We start from the raw sequence: 18,731 nt of genomic DNA, 5'->3' as shown, positions 1-18,731 counted from the left end.
TTTCTTTTAAACGCAAATTATATATGCTAATAACTAAACTTAACATATTGAACATTAAATATTATAACATAGCTTTTGTTGTAGTATTTACATACGTCTTGAATTCATGCAACTCCAATAAAAAAGAGGTTGCTTTTCAATTTCAAGATGAATCGCTTTCTACAGAAGCACGTGTTAACGATTTAGTATCGCGTTTAAGTTTAAAAGAAAAAATATCTCAATTAAGATATGATGCTCCAGCAATAGAACGGTTAGGTATTCCTGAATACAATTGGTGGAACGAGTGTTTACATGGTGTCGCTAGAGCAGGAGAAGCAACTGTTTTTCCTCAAGCTATAGGTATGGGGGCAACATGGAATCCAGATTTAATATTTGAAATGGGAACAGCAGTTTCAGATGAAGCCAGAGCTAAACATCACCAGTTTATACAAGAGGGTAAAAGACGCATGGGGCAAGGTTTAACATTTTGGACACCCAACATCAATATTTTTAGAGATCCGCGTTGGGGTAGAGGTCAAGAAACTTATGGTGAAGATCCGTTTTTAACCAGTAAAATTGGTGTTAATTACATTAATGCCTTACAGGGCGATGATGATAAATACTTGAAAGTAGTTGCTACAGCTAAGCATTTTGCTGTACACAGCGGTCCGGAGAAATCGAGACACCAAGATAACTACCAAACGAATAATAAAGATTTATACGAAACGTATTTGCCAGCATTTAAGGCAGCCGTTAAGGAAGCGAATGTCTATTCCGTAATGTGTGCGTATAATAGATATAGAGATGTGCCATGCTGTGGTAGCGATATGCTATTACAAAAAATTCTTCGCGACGACTGGGGTTTCAATGGTTATGTAGTATCCGATTGTTGGGCGATAAACGATTTTTGGCAAGCCGAACATCATGGCGTTGTAGAAACACCAGCAGAAGCGGCAGCTATGGCGTTAAATAACGGCACAGATTTAAATTGCGGAAATGTTTACGACCCTAGTCTTAGCGATGCTGTTTTAAGAGAACTTGTAGATGAGGTAGCTATCGATGTTGCAGTAAAAAAACTGTTTTTAGCACGTTTTAAATTAGGTATGTTTGATGCTCCAGAACATGTAAAATGGGCAAACATTCCTTATGATGTTGTAGCTAGCGATGCACATTTTGCGTTATCGGAAAAAGTGGCTAAGGAATCTATGGTGTTGCTTAAGAATGAAAAGGAAACATTACCACTTAGTAAAAATTTAAAATCCATTGCTATAATTGGTCCTAATGCAAATTCTACACAAGCTCTATTAGGTAATTATCACGGTACACCAAACCAGTTTATTACTCCTTTAAAAGCTATAAAAGCAAAATTGCCTAATACTGAAATACATTATGCTTTGGGTAGTGATATTGCTTCGGGATGGTCCACTTTAACACCTATTCCTAATTCGGAACTAAAAAGCGAAGGCCGAGCAGGTTTAAAAGGAGAGTACTTTAGTAATAACATTTTTAAAGGTGAGCCTGAGTTTACAAGGGTAGATAGTATTATCAATTTTGTTTGGACGCCAAAACGTCCTATTAACGATTTGAAATCAGATAATTTTTCAGTCCGATGGACAGGAGCATTAATACCAACCCAAAGTGGTGCTTACAGAATAGGTTTAAAGGCAAGTAGTTTTGCTAAATTGTTTGTAAACGATTCGCTATACTTCGAGTTTAGTTCAGAATACGAGCCAAAAACGAAATATTTCGATACGGTTCTAGAAAAAGGAAAAGCATATAATATTAAAATAGAGTATAACAATGCATTGTCCGATCCGCAAGCACATTTACTTTGGGCCAAATTAGATGAAGATTTAACTATACCAGCAATAGAGGCGGTAAAAAAAGCCGATGTTGCCATCTTATTTTTAGGGCTTTCACCAGAAATTGAAGGCGAAGAAATGGAAGTGGAATTGGAGGGGTTTGATAAAGGAGATCGCTCTGAAATTTCATTACCTAAAAACCAAATTGAATTAATGAAAAAGGTGTACGCTACCGGTAAACCAACCATTGTTGTTTTAATGAATGGAAGCGCTCTTGCTGTAAATTGGGCAGCCGAAAATGTTCCTGCAATTTTAGAGGCTTGGTATCCAGGTGAATTTGGAGGAAAAGCTATTGCCGATGTGTTGTTTGGTGATTATAATCCTGGAGGAAAACTTCCAGTAACCTTTTATAAATCGGTAACAGATTTACCAGATTTTAAAGATTATAACATGGAGAATAGAACGTATAAATATTTTAAAGGAGATCCTTTATTTCCTTTTGGTCACGGACTAAGTTATTCAAATTTCGAATATTCAAACCTAAAAATAGCAGATCAAGTAACGCTTAAAGATGCTATTAATGTTTCAGTAGAAATAAAAAACACAAGTAAAGTAGCTGGTGATGATGTGGTTCAAATTTATTTAACACATTTAGATAAACATGAGCAAAACGCGATTAGAACTTTGGTAAGTTTCGATAGAGTGCATCTGGCTGCTGAAGAGACTAAAATTTTAAATTATAAAATCGATGCTGAACAGTATGCCTGGGTTAATTCCGAAGGAAAAAAAATACTAGAGCCAGGGAATGTATTGCTAAGTGTAGGAGGTAAACAACCCGGTTTTAAAGGTGTTGCCGATACGAGTTCTACATCTGTTTTAAAAAAAAGAGTATTATTAACAAACTAAATAAATAACTAATTAATTAACTTAAACTATTTAATATGATGAAGTTTAAACTTTTGGGTATGTTGCTTGCTATGTTCTGCATGCAAAATGCCTTTTCACAAGCAAAAACCATAAGCGGTACAGTTTCAGATACTGGAGGTATGCCTTTACCTGGTGTTTCTGTAATTGTTTTGGGTACCACAAATGGAGCATCTACAGATTTCGATGGTAATTTTTCTTTGAAAAACGTAAATATAGGAGATCAAATTACAGTAAGTTACGTTGGTATGGCTACTAAAACGCTAACTGTAGGTAATCAAAATACATTAAAAATAACCTTAGAAGAATCTCTAGAAGCACTAGAAGCTATTGTTGTAGTTGGTTACGGAAAGCAGAGTAGAGCCACGGTAACAGGAGCAGTTTCTACTGTAGATGCTGAAGAAATGTCGGCTTTACCAGTAACTAATGCAGAGTCTGCACTTCAGGGTCGTGCACCAGGAATTACTGTTGTAAACGGTGGTGTTCCAGGTTCTAGTCCAGTAGTTTTGATTAGAGGTTTAGGTACGTTTGGTAACAACTCGCCATTGTATGTTATAGATGGTGTTATTGTTGGTAATTTATCTGGAATAAGCCCTAACGATATCGAGAATGTATCTATTCTGAAAGATGCGTCTACTACTGCTATTTATGGAGCACGTGGTTCTAATGGTGTGGTTTTGGTAACAACTAAAAAAGGAAAAAGTGGTAAAAGCCAATTATCATTCAATACCTATACCGGTTTTCAGCAAAATACAAAACGCTACAACACCATGAATACCATTGAGTATTTGCAACATGCAGGTAATTTAGGAGTTTTTCCAAACAGACCATTATCTACGTATAAAATAAATACAAACTATCAAGATGAGATATTTAGAACAGGAATGATGCAAAATCATAGTTTAAACTATTCTGCGGGAACCGATAAAAGTTCTCAATATTTTTCTGCTGAATATTTAAAACAGGAAGGTATTATTGTTAATACAGGCTTTGAGCGTTATTCTTTTAGGGCAAACAGCTCTGTTAACATCGGTAAGTTAAAAGTAGGTGAGTCTATGGCACTTTCTTTTGGAAAACAAAACCCAGAATTATCGGGTGGTGGACGTTCTTTAATTACTCATGCTATTAAAGCGGCTCCGTATTTACCTGTTTATAACTCTAATAACGATGGTGGTTTTCAAGGGCCTTCTTCATCTGCAGATGGACAAGATGCTGAAAACCCAGTACGTATTCAAACACACCCTACAAGCATTAACAAAACGTTAAGTGTTATCGGTAACTTATATGCCAATTTAGAGATTATTGAAGGTTTAAATTATAAAACACAAGTAGGTTTAGATTATTTTACGTTTGATGGAAACACATTTACGCCATCATTTAGTGATGATAGTGTTGACGGTAGTAGTACACATGCTCAAAACTATGCCGAGTATGGTAGAAGTCATACTCAAGGGCAAACTTTAATTTTTACAAACAGTTTAAGTTACAGTACAACTATTGCTGAAAAGCATAATTTAGAATTATTAGCACTTGCTGAAAAAACAGAGAACAAGAGTACAAATTTTGGAGGAAGTGCAAGAAACTTAATTACAAACGAGTTAGTTCAATTTGGTGCCACAACGCCATCTATTGGAAGTGGTTCTAGTGAAACCAATAGATTAGGTTATTTAGGACGGGTTAATTATAACTTTGAAGATAAATATATTTTATCTGCTTCTATTAGAAGAGATGCTTCTTCAAGATTTGGTGCAAACAATCGTTGGGGAACATTTCCATCGGCTTCTTTAGGTTGGAATATTGCTAAAGAAAACTTTTTAGACGATTCTAATGTTAGTAATTTAAAACTTAGAGCCAGTTACGGTGTAGTTGGTAACGATAATATTGGAGACTATTTATACAGTGCCACGTTAACGGGGAATTTTGAGTACCCATTAGGCGATGGTAATGGAGCAGGTGTAACTGCAAATGGTGGCGCAAATCCGGATTTAAAATGGGAGGAAACTACCATGTTTAATGTTGGTTTAGATTTTGGTTTAAATAATGGGCAGTTTACTGCAAGTTTAGAGTATTATAGAAACCAAAGTGACGATTTATTATTAAGCTTACCAGCACCATTATCTAATGGTATTAATGCCGGAAACATTACAGCAAACGTTGGTTCGGTAGAAACTAGTGGTGTAGAGTTAGCTTTAGGATTTAATGATTATGAAGGAGATTTTACATGGTCGGCGAATTTAAATTTAGGAACCAGTGGAAACGAAGTTTTAAGTTTAGGAAGCTTAGATGCTTTTGAAGGTGCAGCCATGAAAGATGGTAAAGGAAACATTTCTAGAACTACAGTTGGCGAATCGTTATTTCATTTTTATGGTTTAGTAAGCGATGGTATTTACCAAACTCCAGAAGAGGTAGCAGCGGTATTTACATCAAACCCAGGGCAAACTACAGTACAACCTGGAGATGTTAGATATAAAGATTTAAATGGAGATGGAGACATTACTTCTGAAGATCGCGATATTTTGGCAAACCCTTATCCAGACTTTACTTATGGATTAAACTTAAGTGCTAATTATAAAAACTTCGATTTAAATTTATACATCACAGGTATAGAAGGTGTTGATATTTATAACACTAACAAATACGATTTAGAAGCTGGTGCCAATAGATTATTTAATGGAAGTAAAGTATTACTAGATAGTTGGACACCAACTAATCCATCTACAACACAACCAAGAGTGCCAGGAGCACCACAAAATCATAGTGTTTCAGATAGATATATTGAAGACGGATCGTTTACAAGGTTAAAGAACATTAGCTTAGGTTATACGTTTACCGACGGTGTATTCGAAAATTATTTTTCAAAGTTGAGATTATATGTAAGTGCCCAAAACTTAATCACCTTAACGGATTACAGCGGATTAGATCCAGAAATAGGACAAGGAAATCAAGAATTTGGAATAGACCGTGGACTTTATCCACAACCTAAATCTGTTATTTTAGGACTTCAAGTATCATTTTAATAAAAAAGAAATAAATTATGAAAACATATAAATTAATACTTACAGCACTGTTCGGGATATTTATAGTGAATTCTTGTTCAGAGAGCGAGTTCGAATTAGCGAACCCTAATCAACTGTCTCCCGAAACCTTCTTTGCTACAGAAGCCCAAGTAGAATCTGCAGTAAATGCGGCTTATGCTAACCTACAAACCATTTCATTATATGGTAGATTAATTTGGTATATGATGGATAATATGTCTCATGAGCAATCTCCTAACGGACAGCAAGAGGCCGATAAAATTACATTTTACGATTTCTCGTTCGATTCCACTAATGGGCAAATTGCAGAATATTGGGACAGTTGTTTTAGAGGCATAAACAAAGCAAATTTTGTTATAGGTAATGAAGCTACTATAAATAAGATTCCGGAAAACGAATTATCGACTGCTACTAAGGCTAAATTTATGGCAGAAGCTAAGTTTTTAAGAGCGCAATATTACTGGTTATTAGTAAATAGATTTGGTAATGTGCCTTTAAGAAATGGTGATTTTACACAACCAGAAGGAAAACCATTGAGTCCAAAAGCGGATGTAATGAATCAAATTATTGAAGATTTAACTTTTGCATCAGCAAACTTATTACCAAAATCTCAAGAAGAAACTGGTCGTGCTACAAAAGGAGCTGCGCAAGCATTTTTAGGAAAAGCATTATTATATCAAAAAGAATATGAACTTGCTTTAAATTCTTTCAAGAAAATGTCTGGATACGATTTAGAACCTGATTATTTCGATAATTTTAAAGAAGAAACAGAAAATGGTATAGAGTCTGTTTGGGAAATTCAATACGATTTATCTTTAGGAACAGGAGATAAATGGTCTAGTCTTGTTGCTGGTTTTGGTAAAAACCATGCAACTTATAGAGGTCAAGATTATGGTGTGTTAGATTGGTTTAACGTATACCCATCAGATGATTTAGTTGCCGAATTTGAAACTGGAGATAACAGAATTGAAGGTAGTTTTTACTTTGTTGGTGATACATACAACAATGGCGCTAATACTTTTGTAGAAGGAGATTTTGCTGAGAATAGTGGAGATATTCGCCCTATTGCTTGGAAAAAATATCAAAATTATTACAAGCAAGTTAGTGAGGTGCAGGAATCTGGAATTAACCCGAAAGTAATTCGTTACTCAGATGTGTTATTAATGATGGCCGAATGTGAAAATGAAAGACCAGGCGGTTCTCAAGCAACTGCTGTTGGGTATATTAATGAAGTTAGAGCACGTGCAGATTTAGATCCTTTATCTACTTCGCTTTCTAAACCGGCTGTGTTCGATGCTATTGTGCACGAGCGTAAAGTAGAGTTAAGTGGAGAGCAAGTACGTTTTGATGATATGATTCGTTGGGGCATCGCAGCTACAGAGTTAGCAGGCACTAATTTTCAAGCTGGTAAACATGAGCTTTGGCCAATACCAGATAAAGAAATTGCAACAAATCCAAACGTTACAGTGGCAGACCAAAATCCAGGGTATTAAAAATAGTTTAGAATTAGTTTAGTGATAGTTTTTTTAAGTTGGATAAAAGCAGCACAATTACATTGTGCTGCTTTTTAACTTTAGAAAAACGTTTGTAAAATAATGATGTTTTAGAATTTTATTATTAACCATTAAATATTAACAAATGGAAATCAAGCATTTAAAAATACATGTAGTAAGTGTAATTTGCTTTGTAATACTTATTAGTTGTTCCAATGAGAAAGCACAGGTAAAATCTATAGATGGTAAAATTTTTTCTTCAGTTGAGGTTTCAAAATCAGGAATAGATTTTAAAAATATACTTAGTGAAACAGATAAGTTAAACTACTTTACTTATGCTTACATGTATATGGGAGCAGGTGTTTCTGCTGGAGATATTAATAATGATGGTTTAATAGATTTGTTTTTTACAGGCAACCAAGCAGAGAATAAATTGTACTTAAACAAAGGTGGTTTAAACTTTGAAGATATTACAACTAAAGCAGGCGTTTCTGGAGATCAAAGGTGGTATACAGGCACAACTATGGTAGATATTAATAACGATGGGTTTTTAGATATTTATTGTTCCGTAAGCGGGAAGTTTGAACCTAGAAATAATCAATTATTCATCAATAATCATGATGGTACATTTACCGAAAGTGCAACTGCTTATGGATTGGACGATGCTAGCCATAGTATACAAGCAACATTTTTCGATTATGATAAAGATGGAGATCTGGATGTGTATGTAGCTAATTATCCGCCAACAAAATTTGGTTCGCCAACCTTTGTATATCAACAGAATATGCGAAATGTAAAAGCTATTGAATCCGATCATTTATATAGAAATGATGATAACACGTTTACCGATGTATCGGAAGAAGCAGGTATTAAAAATTTCGGATTAACATTAAGTGCTACAGTTGGCGATTTAAACAACGATTCTTGGCCAGATATTTATGTGTCTAACGATTTTGATTCACCAGATTTAATGTTTCTAAATCAAAAAGATGGTACGTTTAGCGAGGTTATAAAACAAGCGACATCGCACACAGCGTTTTATGGTATGGGTGCCGATATTTCGGATTTTAATAACGACGGAAATCTCGATATTTTTCAAGCAGATATGGATGCGGAAGATAATAAAAGGCAAAAAGCAAACATGTCTAGCATGAATCCGCAGTTGTTCACCAATATTGAAAATGCGGGATTTCAAACCCAATACATGCAAAACTGTATGCAAGTTAATTCGGGAGTTTACCCGAATGGAATACCTCATTTTTCAAATATTTCAAGATTAGCAGGAGTATCTTCTACAGATTGGAGTTGGGGACCACTGTTTGCTGATTTTGATAACGATGGGTTCAAAGATTTATACATTTCTAACGGTTCACGAAGAGAGATTCATAATAATGATTTTTTCAATAATTTAGAAGAACTTAAGGTTGCAAACGATTCTGTCCTTTATTTAGTTGAACAAATTCCTTCAGAGAAATTAGATAATTACATGTATCAAAACAAAGGTGATTTCAATTTTAAACGTGTTAATAAAGATTGGGGTATTGAGTTCGAAGGCTTCTCTAACGGGGTAATTTATGCAGATTTAGATAATGATGGCGATTTAGAAATTGTGACAAATAATATTGACGACTATGCTTCTGTTTTTGAAAACAAAAGCTCAGAAATCAATAATTATTTAATGGTTTCATTTAAAGGAAAAAAAGCAAATGCTTTCGGATTGGGAGCGCGCGTTTATATTACAACGGTCAATAAAACTCAAATGCAAGAGCTTACGCTTACTCGGGGCTTTGAATCTTCCGTAGCACCAATATTACATTTTGGATTAGGCAAACAAATGGATATAGAAGTCCTAAAAGTGGTTTGGCCCGATGGAAAAATTCAGCAATTAAAAAATCTAAAAGCAAATCAAGAATTAGTATTGAGTTATACTGATGCCATAGTTGAAGTAAAGAATAACATAGAAACGGATAGCTATCAAAAAATATTTTCTAAAGCCTCAGAAAGTCCTTTTCCAAAACATAAACACGTTGAAAATAATTTTGACGATTTTGAACATCAAGTTTTAATGCCTCACAAAATGTCGGCTTTTGGCCCTGCTTTGGCTGTAGGTGATTTAAATGGAGACGGTTTGGACGATTATTTTATTGGAGGATCTCACGAAAATTCTGGAGCTATGTATTTTCAGAATAAAGAAGGTGGTTTTGAACAGCAATCTATAAAGGCATTGCTAGAAGATAAAAGCTATGAAGATATTAGCGCACTCATTTTTGATGCAGACAAAGATAATGATAACGATTTGTATATAGTAAGTGGCGGTTATGAGTTTGCTACGCAACCAAAATTACTACAAGATAGATTGTATATTAATGATGGAGCTGGAAACTTTATACGAGCAAAACCTGAAGTTTTACCTGAGTTTTTGGTAAGTGGATCTAAAGTCTATAATGCGGATTTTGATAAAGATGGAAAGGACGATTTATTGGTTTTAGGTAGACAAATGCCGGGTAAATATCCAATGCCAGTTTCTTCTTATGTATTAAGAAATGTTGGAGAAAAAGGCACTCCGAAATTTAATTTATTTGAAGAAAGTTACTCCAAAGTATTCGAAAATATAGGAATGGCTACAAGCGCTGTTATCACTGATTTTAATAACGATTCTTGGCCAGATGTTATTTTGGTAGGCGAGTGGATGCCTATAAAGGTTTATAAAAATATAAAAACTGGTTTTGAAGACGTATCGGAAACCATGGGGTTAAGTAAAGATACTACAGGTTGGTGGTGGAGTATTGAAGCGGGAGATTTTGATAACGATGGTGATATAGATTATATTCTCGGCAACAATGGCTTAAATTATAAATATAAAGCTACAGAAAACGAAACCTTTGATATTTTTGTAAACGATTTTGATAATAACCACAAAACCGATATTGTTTTAAGCTACTTCAATAAAGGCAAGCAATACCCAGTTCGTGGTAGGTCGTGTTCATCTCAACAAATACCTGGTATTAAAAGTAAATTTAAAAATTACGAAACTTTTTCTCAAGCCACTTTGGTAGATGTTTACACCAAAAAAGCGCTAGAATCTTCGTTGCATTACAGCGTGCAATCTTTCGCTAGCATATATTTAGAAAATAAAAACAATCATTTTGTTACGCACCAATTGCCTATAGAGGCTCAGATGTCTAGTATCAATAAAATTATAGTTGAAGATTTTGATAAAGACACGCATTTAGATGCCCTTTTAGTAGGGAACTTATATGTGTCTGAAGTTGAAACACCACGAAATGATGCTAGTTACGGATTGCTTTTAAAGGGAAATGGACAAGGTGAGTTCAATGCTGTACCCGCTAATCAGTCTGGCTTTTTTGTTACTGGAGATTCAAAGGATATGCAAAGCATAGCAGTAAAAAATGAAACCTATATTTTGATTGTTAAAAATAACGATTCGTTAGATGTTGTAAAAGTGAGGTAAAACGTTGGTTTCACTGTAAAAAGCAACAATTTTATCATTCATCGCTACATTTATTATACTCAAAAAGGTGGCTAAAGAATAAATTTGAGTATCAAAAATATGGATTCAATTAAAAAAATATTTCAGGTTACTTTTTTATAGTTGAAAACATATCGATAACTAAATAAACTAATTAAAACAATTATGAAAACAACTAAAATTTTAAGTTTTTTATGTTTAAGTCTGGCGTTTTGGTCATGTTCTGATGACGATGCGGTTATAGAACTAACACAACCACAATTTACGGTAACTGCTCCAGAAGGAGAGTCTGGCTTTTTTACATTCGAAAATACAACACCAAATAAAGAAGAGTTTTATAGCTTTTGGGAATTTGAAGTTGGAGGTTCTAAAGTAATCGATCAAAATGGCCCGTTAGTATATGAGTATAAAAGCTCAGGTTCTAAAACAGTAAAATTAACTATGGTAAGTGCTTTAACAAACTTACATACAAGTCAAAATATTACGGTAACCTTGCCACCGCCATCAGACATTCGTCATTTAATAAATCCTGAGAATTTGTTAGCTAATGGTTATTTTGGAGAAGGTGAAGGTAATGATTTTACTAATTGGGGTAGAAATAATGGAGCCGATAGAATGACGGAAGAACGCAGCGAACCATTAGTAGGTTCTAGAGCTGTAAAAATTAACAATGATGTTGATGGTAACGAATGGGAAACTCAATTAGTTTCAGATGCATTTCCTACCGTAGATGGTGAAAAATATACTGCCTCTGTTTGGATTAAAGGTTCTCCTGTTTCAATCCGTTTTTCTACAAACCCTGGAGTTGGTGGCGATCAGTATGCTGGTAATTACACAGCAACTTCCGATTGGACTCAATACTCTTGGACCTTTATAGCAAACTCTGCAACAACCTTATTAGCCCTAGATATGGGAAAAACAAAAGGAACATTTATAATAGATGCTGTTGAGGTTGTAAAAGGCGAAGTAGCCTTGCCATTACCTTCTAATGATAGCGAATTATTAAACGGTGATTTAGAAGCAGGTGAAGAAAATGATTTTACCAATTGGAGTCAAAACAATGGTGCAGATAGAATGACTCAAGAAACTGTAGATGTTTTAAGTGGTTCTAGAGCGCTTAGAGTTAATAACGGCGTCGATGGTAACGAATGGGAAGCTCAAATGGTAAGTGATGGTTTTGCAACCGAAAATGGAGCAGACTACACCGTATCATTATGGATTAAAGGCGATGCTGTTTCTGTTAGATATTCTACTAATCCAGGTGCAAATAGTACCGAACAATATGCTGGTGGTTATATCGCATCTGCAGAATGGACAAAATATGCTTGGACATTTACAGCAAATTCAGATACATCTTCCATAGCTTTAGATATGGGGAAAACAAAAGGAACATTTTTAATAGATGCAATTAAAGTTGTTAAGAACTAAATAAAACGAAAAAACTATGAAAAACACATTTAAATATATAATTCGTTTGGTAGTATTATTTATGGCTTTTAGCTGTTCTAATTCTTCAGATGATTCTCCAACATTTGGACCAACCGAACTTCCAGATGCCATACAAGCATCGTTCGATTTCACAATATCACCATCAGATCCAAAAGTGCTTATTTTAAATAATACAACCGAATATTACCTACCATATACCGGAGTTTGGGATTACGGAAATGGCTCTAGCGCTATTGCCGATGGAGCAGGAGTAAAAGAGGTGACTTACGATACTCCAGGAAGATATACTATTAGCCTTACCGTATCTAGTGATGGTATTACAAACACCATTAGTAAAGATATTATTGTAGATGAAATTGGTATTTGTCTTAATGCCGTTTGTGGAAGTGTAAATACAGCGAGTTTAAAAGGTGCTGCAACTACATTTTCGGTAGGTACAATTACAAGATCGCCTTATGTTACGGCAGGAGGTAAGCATATAGAAATTCTAAAGAATGAGTTTAATAACTTGACTTCGGAATATGAAATGAAGATGAATATTATGTATCCATCAGAAGGTAATTATGATTTTTCAGCAGGAGATGCCATTGTAGGTTTCGCTCAAGCAAATGATATGAATGTGCATGGGCACGCTTTAATTTGGCACAATGCAACACCTAGTTGGGTAGAAAATTTTTCTGGAACCGATGCAGAGTTTGAAGCTATGGTAGAAGATTATATTACAACAACTTTAAATCACTATAAAGGAAAGGTACGTTCTTGGGATGTTGTGAATGAAGCTTTTGAAGATGGTACAGGACACCCGTTAAGAAATTCAGTTTTTAGACAAAAAATGGGAGATGATTATATTAAAAAATGTTTTCAGTTTGCTAGAAATGCAGACCCAGATGTAATTCTTTTTTATAACGATTACAACATGGCATCTAGCCCAACAAAACGTCAAGCCATGTTTAACTTGGTTGATGAGTTGGGAGATTTAATTGATGGTGTAGGCGCTCAAATGCATATTTCTTACAACGGACCTTCTGCTGCCAATATTCAAGCTGTGGCAGATGGTACGGTATCAAGAAATTTAAAATTACACTTTGCAGAATTAGATATTAGAGCAAACCCAGAAGAAGATACCAGTTTAACTTCACTTTCTTCAGATAGAGCAAATGCTCAGAAAGATAAATTTAAAGAGGTTGTTCAAATCTATAATGCCATTCCGTTGGATAATAAATTTGCATTAACAGTTTGGGGTGTGAGAGATAATGAGTCTTGGTTATTAGATTTCTGGGGTGTTCCAGAGTGGCCATTAATGTTTGACGAAGATTATAATAAAAAGCCTGCATATGCTGGGTTTTTAGAAGGATTAGAGTAATAAATATCATTTAAGATTTTAGTTAGAAAGCCCTAAGTTGTTCCGCATTTTAGGGCTTTTCTATATAAAAAAGTAAAAGTATTTAGGTCTAGAGATAAAAAACATACAAACGAAAGTAACCAACAAATAATAAAAATATGCTTTTCAATAAAACCTTAAAAATCACTTGTGTAACCTTGTTATTACTGGTTATGCATGCATGTAATAAAAAACAAAAAGAAAATGGCTTAAAAGCTAATGCGGAATTTCCAATAGGAACCGCCATTAAAATTGAAACTTTAAATGCGGATTTTGAGCTTCAAGATTTACAAAAATCAAACTTCAATAGCATAACCTCTGCAAGCGACATGAAAATGAACCGCATCACAGAAAGCGAAGGTGTGTACAATTGGAGCAGAATAGATGGTATTCTTAATTACGCTCAAAATAATAACCAACGTTTGTTTGGTCATAATTTAATTTGGCACAGTTCTACACCTAAATGGGTAGAAGAGAAAGCTTTAAAAGATACGTTGTGGTTAGCCGGTTTTATGAAAGAATATATAACAACTTATGTAAGCCGCTATAAAGGTAAAGTCGCGGGCTGGGATGTTGTAAACGAAGCATTTGAATCTGCAGGAGGAGCCATGAGAGAGACCATCTGGTATAGCATTATGGGCAAAGATTACATCGCTAAAGCATTTACTTATGCCCATGAAGCCGACCCAAATGCAGTTTTGTTTTATAACGATTTTAATATTGAGCGAGACACTTTAAAACTAAATGCAACACTTAAATTAATAGAAGATTTAAGGGCGGAAAATGTTCCAATTCATGGTTTAGGTTTTCAAATGCATATCCGTATGGATATTCCAGATGAGGTGATTGCAAATGCGTTGAAGAAAGCAGCCGATACAGGTTTAAAAATTCATTTATCTGAAGTTGATATTATTTTTAATACACATAATGATACGCAATATGGTGGTGAACAAATTTACACTCAATTAACCACAGATATGAAAAAGGCACAAGCCGAAAAATATAAAAACCTTGTTAAAATGTACCGTTCCATTGTACCGAAAGCACAACAATACGGCATTACATTTTGGGATTTTACAGATAGAGACTCCTGGATAGATGGCTTTTTTAGTATAACCGATTGGCCAACTATTTACGATGATAATTTACAACCAAAACCAGCTTATTTTGGAGTTTTAGAAGGTTTAAAAGAAGAATTGTAATGAAAACAAGAAATAGAATCATTAAGATATTGACTGTATTAATGTCTACGTTCAGTTTTGGGCAAACAGACTATAGTATTTCTTCTCAAAAAGATAGATTAAGGCAATATTCTGGGCAATGGGTAAGTGCTATTAATTCTAGCACAGATAGCGTTGTAGCACTGCCGGCTTTGAAAATGAGCAGTATAAGTAATTTTAATAATAATTCGCTTAGCATAACGGTTTTGCAAAAAAATAGTGCCAGTAAATATGAACCAATACTTAGGGAGATAATTGGCTATGATTGTGTTACGAATACTGTCTTTGCAGCCGGACATAATAATGAAGGTGCTTTTTTTACAGGGAAAGGCAGGTTTTCTTCAGAAAAAAAATGGACCATGCAGGATAAAGATCTTAATGGAAATAACACTATGACGGTTAATTTTAACTTTAATAATTATACCGATGTTACTTTGGAAGGCTTTGATAATAATGAAAAACGTCTATGGAAAACGAGATATATCAAGCATAATCCTAAAAATAAGAATATAGGTATTCAATTAGTTTCGGTGCATGATGATATGCTTAAAAATCCAGAAAAAACCTTGATACAATTAGGTAGAATGGGTTATAGTTATGTTGAAACTTTTGTGTATAAAGAAGGGGTTTTTTATGGTTATACTCCGGAAGCGTTCAAGGCTGTAGTTGAAAAAGCAGGTATGAGGTTTTTAGGTTCCATGACGTTCTTTGATCCTGCAGATAAAAATGATGATGTTGCAATCAAGTCTTGGTGGGATAAGGCTATACAAGATCATAAAAAAGCGGGTGTCGAATATCTTTCAACTTCAAATAGTAAAATAAAAAGTATTAAGACAATTAGAGAGCTTCAAGATTATTGTAATTATTATAATAAAATCGGAAAACTTTGTAAAGACAATGGCTTAAAATTTATTTTTCATAATCATGCTGATGAATTTTTAATGGTTGAAGGTATAAGAGTTTACGATTACTTTCTGCAAAACACAAATCCGGAATGTGTGTATTTTCAATCGGATATCTATTGGATGCATGTCGCAGGTGTTAATCCTGTTCATTATTTTGAAACCTATCCTAACCGATTTATTAGTTGGCATGTTAAAGATTATAAAGAATTAGGAGAAAGTGGGGAAATAGATTTCGAAGATATATTTAAGTATCAAGAAATATCTGGAGTTCAATATATTTTATCTGAAGTTGAAGATTATAGCTTTCCACCGTTGTTTAGTGTTGGTTTAGCTTGGGAATATATTTATTATGAATTATTAAAATAAACCTTTGATTATGAAACCTTTTACGATTAAGTATCTTTTATTAACTCTATGTATGCTTACAATGATTAAAACCAATGCTCAAGATCAATTTAGTGTATTATTGTTTACCCAACATGATGATTGGCATTACAATACCATCCCTGTTGCTATACAAGCTTTTGAGGATATGGCAGAAGAACATCAATTTAGGTTTAATTGGACGCAAAGGCCAAATGATCTTATAGAAAAATTACCAGAACATGATGTGGTAATATTTATGAATGCCAATGCCGATTCTTTAAAGACAAGGCATATGTTTGCTTTAAAAGCATTTATGAAACGAGGTGGAGGTTTTATAGGTATTCATGCTGCTTCAGATAGTAAAAGAGAAAACCCTTGGTTTGATGGTCTTGTTGGAGCGAAGTTTGTTAATCATCCAAAATTACAAGCAGCAATAGTAAAAGTTGAAAATAATGATTTTCCAGCAACATGGCATCTACCAAAAAAGTGGCTACGTAGTGATGAGTGGTATAACTTTGAAGGGATTAATTTAGATAAACTCAATATTCTATTGAATGTTGATGAAACTTCTTATGATTTTACCGCAGGTTATGATGATATTCCGTTAAAAGGCATGGGTGAAATGCATCCAATGGCTTGGTATCAAAAGTATGAAGGAGGAAAGTCATTTTATACAGCCATAGGTCATAAACCTGAATCTTATAAAGACGAAAACTTTTTGAATCACATTTTAGGAGCCATTTATTGGGTTAAGGGTGATTAATTCAATTATAGATAAAGAAAATTAAAAGAGTTTTCATCTACGTAAATATTAGTAATGTTTAACCAAATCAATTTTTTAAATTAAAGATAAACTAGTTGAATAATCTGGCTTTTTACAATACAACGGAGAATTGTTATGAAAGTGGTTTATAACTATCGTTGTTTATTTGAATTTTGGTGTTTCTACGGTCGATTATAATATAGAGCAGTAAACTAAGTTAATGTATTTCAAAAAAGTACATTCAAAATAACATTACAATCCTAAAAGCTAGTTTTAAAATTATTTTGGGGAGTGCATGATGGTATATCTAAAAAAACGACGATTTAATACCAGACAAAACTAATTAACTACTTCTAAATAATAGAAGTTTCTAATCTTAATTGGCTGGACAAACAATTCTTGAAACGATTAAATAAAATGTAAAGTAAATTCTAGTAAACTACCTTTGATTTATTCTTTAATTTGTTTTCTATAATTGGGTAAAGATTGTAAGTTGGATAAATTTCTGTTTTAAAAGCTTTCCATGCTGTTCTTTCAATTGCTAAATTTACGGCGGATAATTTAGAGGCAGGAAGTTCTAATACAACCATTTGACCTATACCCATAACTACATACCAGTTTATTACTGAAACCCCTTCTGGCGGGAAATTTTGATAAAAACCTTGATCGGTTCTTATCTTTTCAATCTCATTTAAATTCATACTTTGATCATGTTTCAGAAATATGGTAAGTATCAACTTTTCATCATCTTTTTTAGAGGGAATTTCTATCTTATTTGATTGCGAATAAGCAAGGTGTTGAATAAAAAATAGTACGAGTAATAATGTGTATTTCATGTTTTAAATTTATTTGAACTATTGTTTTGGTTGAAAAATTACTTTTTACTATACGGATTTAAAGTTTCAATACTTCCATCTTCTCTATGCGTAATTTCAGCAACTTTAACAGACCTTAAATGCGTTACACCTTTAGATAAACTAGAATCATGATAAAATAAATACCATTTTTCATCAACTTTGCAAACAGAGTGGTGAGAGGTCCAACCAACTACAGGATTTAAAATACGTCCGCCATAAGTGAATGGCCCATAAGGGGTATTTCCAATAGCGTAGCAGATAAAATGTGTGTCTCCGGTAGAATAAGAGAAATAGTATTTGCCGTTATATTTATGTAACCAGGCAGCTTCGAAAAAACGACGATTATTGTCGCCAGCTAACAGTAAGTTTCCGTTTTTATCTAAAATTTCTATAGCTTTTGGTTTTTCATTGAATTCTAATAAATTGTCCGTCATTTTTGCCACATAAGGGAGTAATGCAGGTTCGTTATCTTCAGGAAGAAATGCCGTTGGGCTATCGGGTTGAGCTGCATTAAATTCTCCACTTCTCCAGCGTTGTAATTGTCCGCCCCAAAGACCACCAAAATACATGTAGTAACTCCCATCGTCATCTTTAAAAACTGCAGGGTCAATAGAAAAACTGCCTTTAATAGCTTCTGGTTGCGCTTTAAATGGTCCTATAGGCGAGTTGCTTGTGGCGACTCCAATTCTAAAAATGCCATCATGAGCTTTCGCGGGAAAAAATAAATAATATGTACCGTCTTTTTCATTGGCATCTGGAGCCCACATTTGTTCTTTTGCCCAAGGCACATCATCTACGTGCAAAGCGACACCGTGGTCTACGGCTTCACTATCGATAGAATCCATAGAGATTACATGATAGTCTTCCATTGCGAAGTGGCTTCCTAAATCGTCAAAAGCTTCTCCAGCATCAACATCGTGAGATGGGTAAATATATATTTTTCCATTAAAAAAATGGGCAGATGGATCTGCTGTGTAGATATTGGTTACTAATGGTTGTGAAATAGCACGTTTATTTAGATCATCAAAATTGATGTTTTCGATACTTTCTTCAGGCATAATTTTATG

11 protein-coding genes are annotated in these 18,731 nt (G+C 34.1%); 9 read left to right on the top strand and 2 right to left on the bottom strand.

The window, feature by feature from the left end; translation table 11 throughout:
* Positions 1–47: 47 nt before the first annotated feature.
* The 9 genes from GQR98_RS18480 (at position 48) to GQR98_RS18440 (ending at position 16,807) form a co-directional block, all read left to right on the top strand.
* Entirely contained in the window at positions 48–2,687 is a 2,640-nt protein-coding gene (locus GQR98_RS18480) for a glycoside hydrolase family 3 protein (protein ID WP_159020924.1), read from the top strand.
* A 35-nt stretch (positions 2,688–2,722) separates the two neighbouring features.
* On the top strand, positions 2,723–5,722 hold the full coding sequence (locus GQR98_RS18475) for a SusC/RagA family TonB-linked outer membrane protein (protein ID WP_159020922.1): 3,000 nt from the start codon (positions 2,723–2,725) through the stop codon (positions 5,720–5,722).
* Between the two features lie 17 nt (positions 5,723–5,739).
* The gene (locus GQR98_RS18470) at positions 5,740–7,233 is read left to right on the top strand and encodes a RagB/SusD family nutrient uptake outer membrane protein (RefSeq protein ID WP_159020921.1); all 1,494 of its coding nucleotides are present in this window, start codon (positions 5,740–5,742) and stop codon (positions 7,231–7,233) included.
* A 145-nt stretch (positions 7,234–7,378) separates the two neighbouring features.
* Entirely contained in the window at positions 7,379–10,705 is a 3,327-nt protein-coding gene (locus tag GQR98_RS18465; RefSeq protein WP_159020919.1) for a VCBS repeat-containing protein, read from the top strand.
* A 183-nt stretch (positions 10,706–10,888) separates the two neighbouring features.
* The gene (locus GQR98_RS18460) at positions 10,889–12,151 is read left to right on the top strand and encodes a carbohydrate binding domain-containing protein (protein ID WP_159020918.1); all 1,263 of its coding nucleotides are present in this window, start codon (positions 10,889–10,891) and stop codon (positions 12,149–12,151) included.
* Between the two features lie 16 nt (positions 12,152–12,167).
* Positions 12,168–13,535, top strand: coding sequence for an endo-1,4-beta-xylanase (locus GQR98_RS18455; RefSeq protein ID WP_159020916.1), 1,368 nt, complete (start codon positions 12,168–12,170; stop codon positions 13,533–13,535).
* Between the two features lie 137 nt (positions 13,536–13,672).
* Positions 13,673–14,755, top strand: coding sequence for an endo-1,4-beta-xylanase (locus GQR98_RS18450; RefSeq protein WP_159020914.1), 1,083 nt, complete (start codon positions 13,673–13,675; stop codon positions 14,753–14,755).
* Positions 14,755–16,044, top strand: a complete 1,290-nt coding sequence (locus GQR98_RS18445) for a sugar phosphate isomerase/epimerase family protein (RefSeq protein WP_159020912.1) — start codon at positions 14,755–14,757, stop codon at positions 16,042–16,044. Before GQR98_RS18450 ends, GQR98_RS18445 begins: the two co-directional genes overlap by 1 nt.
* 10 nt (positions 16,045–16,054) lie before the next feature.
* Positions 16,055–16,807: a ThuA domain-containing protein gene (locus tag GQR98_RS18440; RefSeq protein ID WP_159020910.1), complete on the top strand. Its 753-nt coding sequence runs from the start codon at positions 16,055–16,057 to the stop codon at positions 16,805–16,807.
* A gap of 431 nt (positions 16,808–17,238) precedes the next feature.
* Here the strand turns inward: GQR98_RS18440 and GQR98_RS18435 are convergent, their stop codons facing one another.
* Complete coding sequence (locus GQR98_RS18435) at positions 17,239–17,643, bottom strand: hypothetical protein (protein ID WP_159020908.1); 405 nt, start codon at positions 17,641–17,643, stop codon at positions 17,239–17,241.
* A 38-nt stretch (positions 17,644–17,681) separates the two neighbouring features.
* Positions 17,682–18,722 carry a glycoside hydrolase family 43 protein gene (locus GQR98_RS18430; protein WP_159020906.1) on the bottom strand — a complete coding sequence of 347 codons (1,041 nt, stop codon included), beginning with the start codon at positions 18,720–18,722 and terminating at the stop codon, positions 17,682–17,684.
* Positions 18,723–18,731 lie beyond the last annotated feature (9 nt).

The sequence above is a fragment of the Algibacter sp. L3A6 genome, assembly GCF_009796825.1.
Taxonomy (GTDB): Bacteria; Bacteroidota; Bacteroidia; order Flavobacteriales; family Flavobacteriaceae; genus Algibacter.
This window is presented reverse-complemented; position numbering and strand designations above follow the sequence as displayed.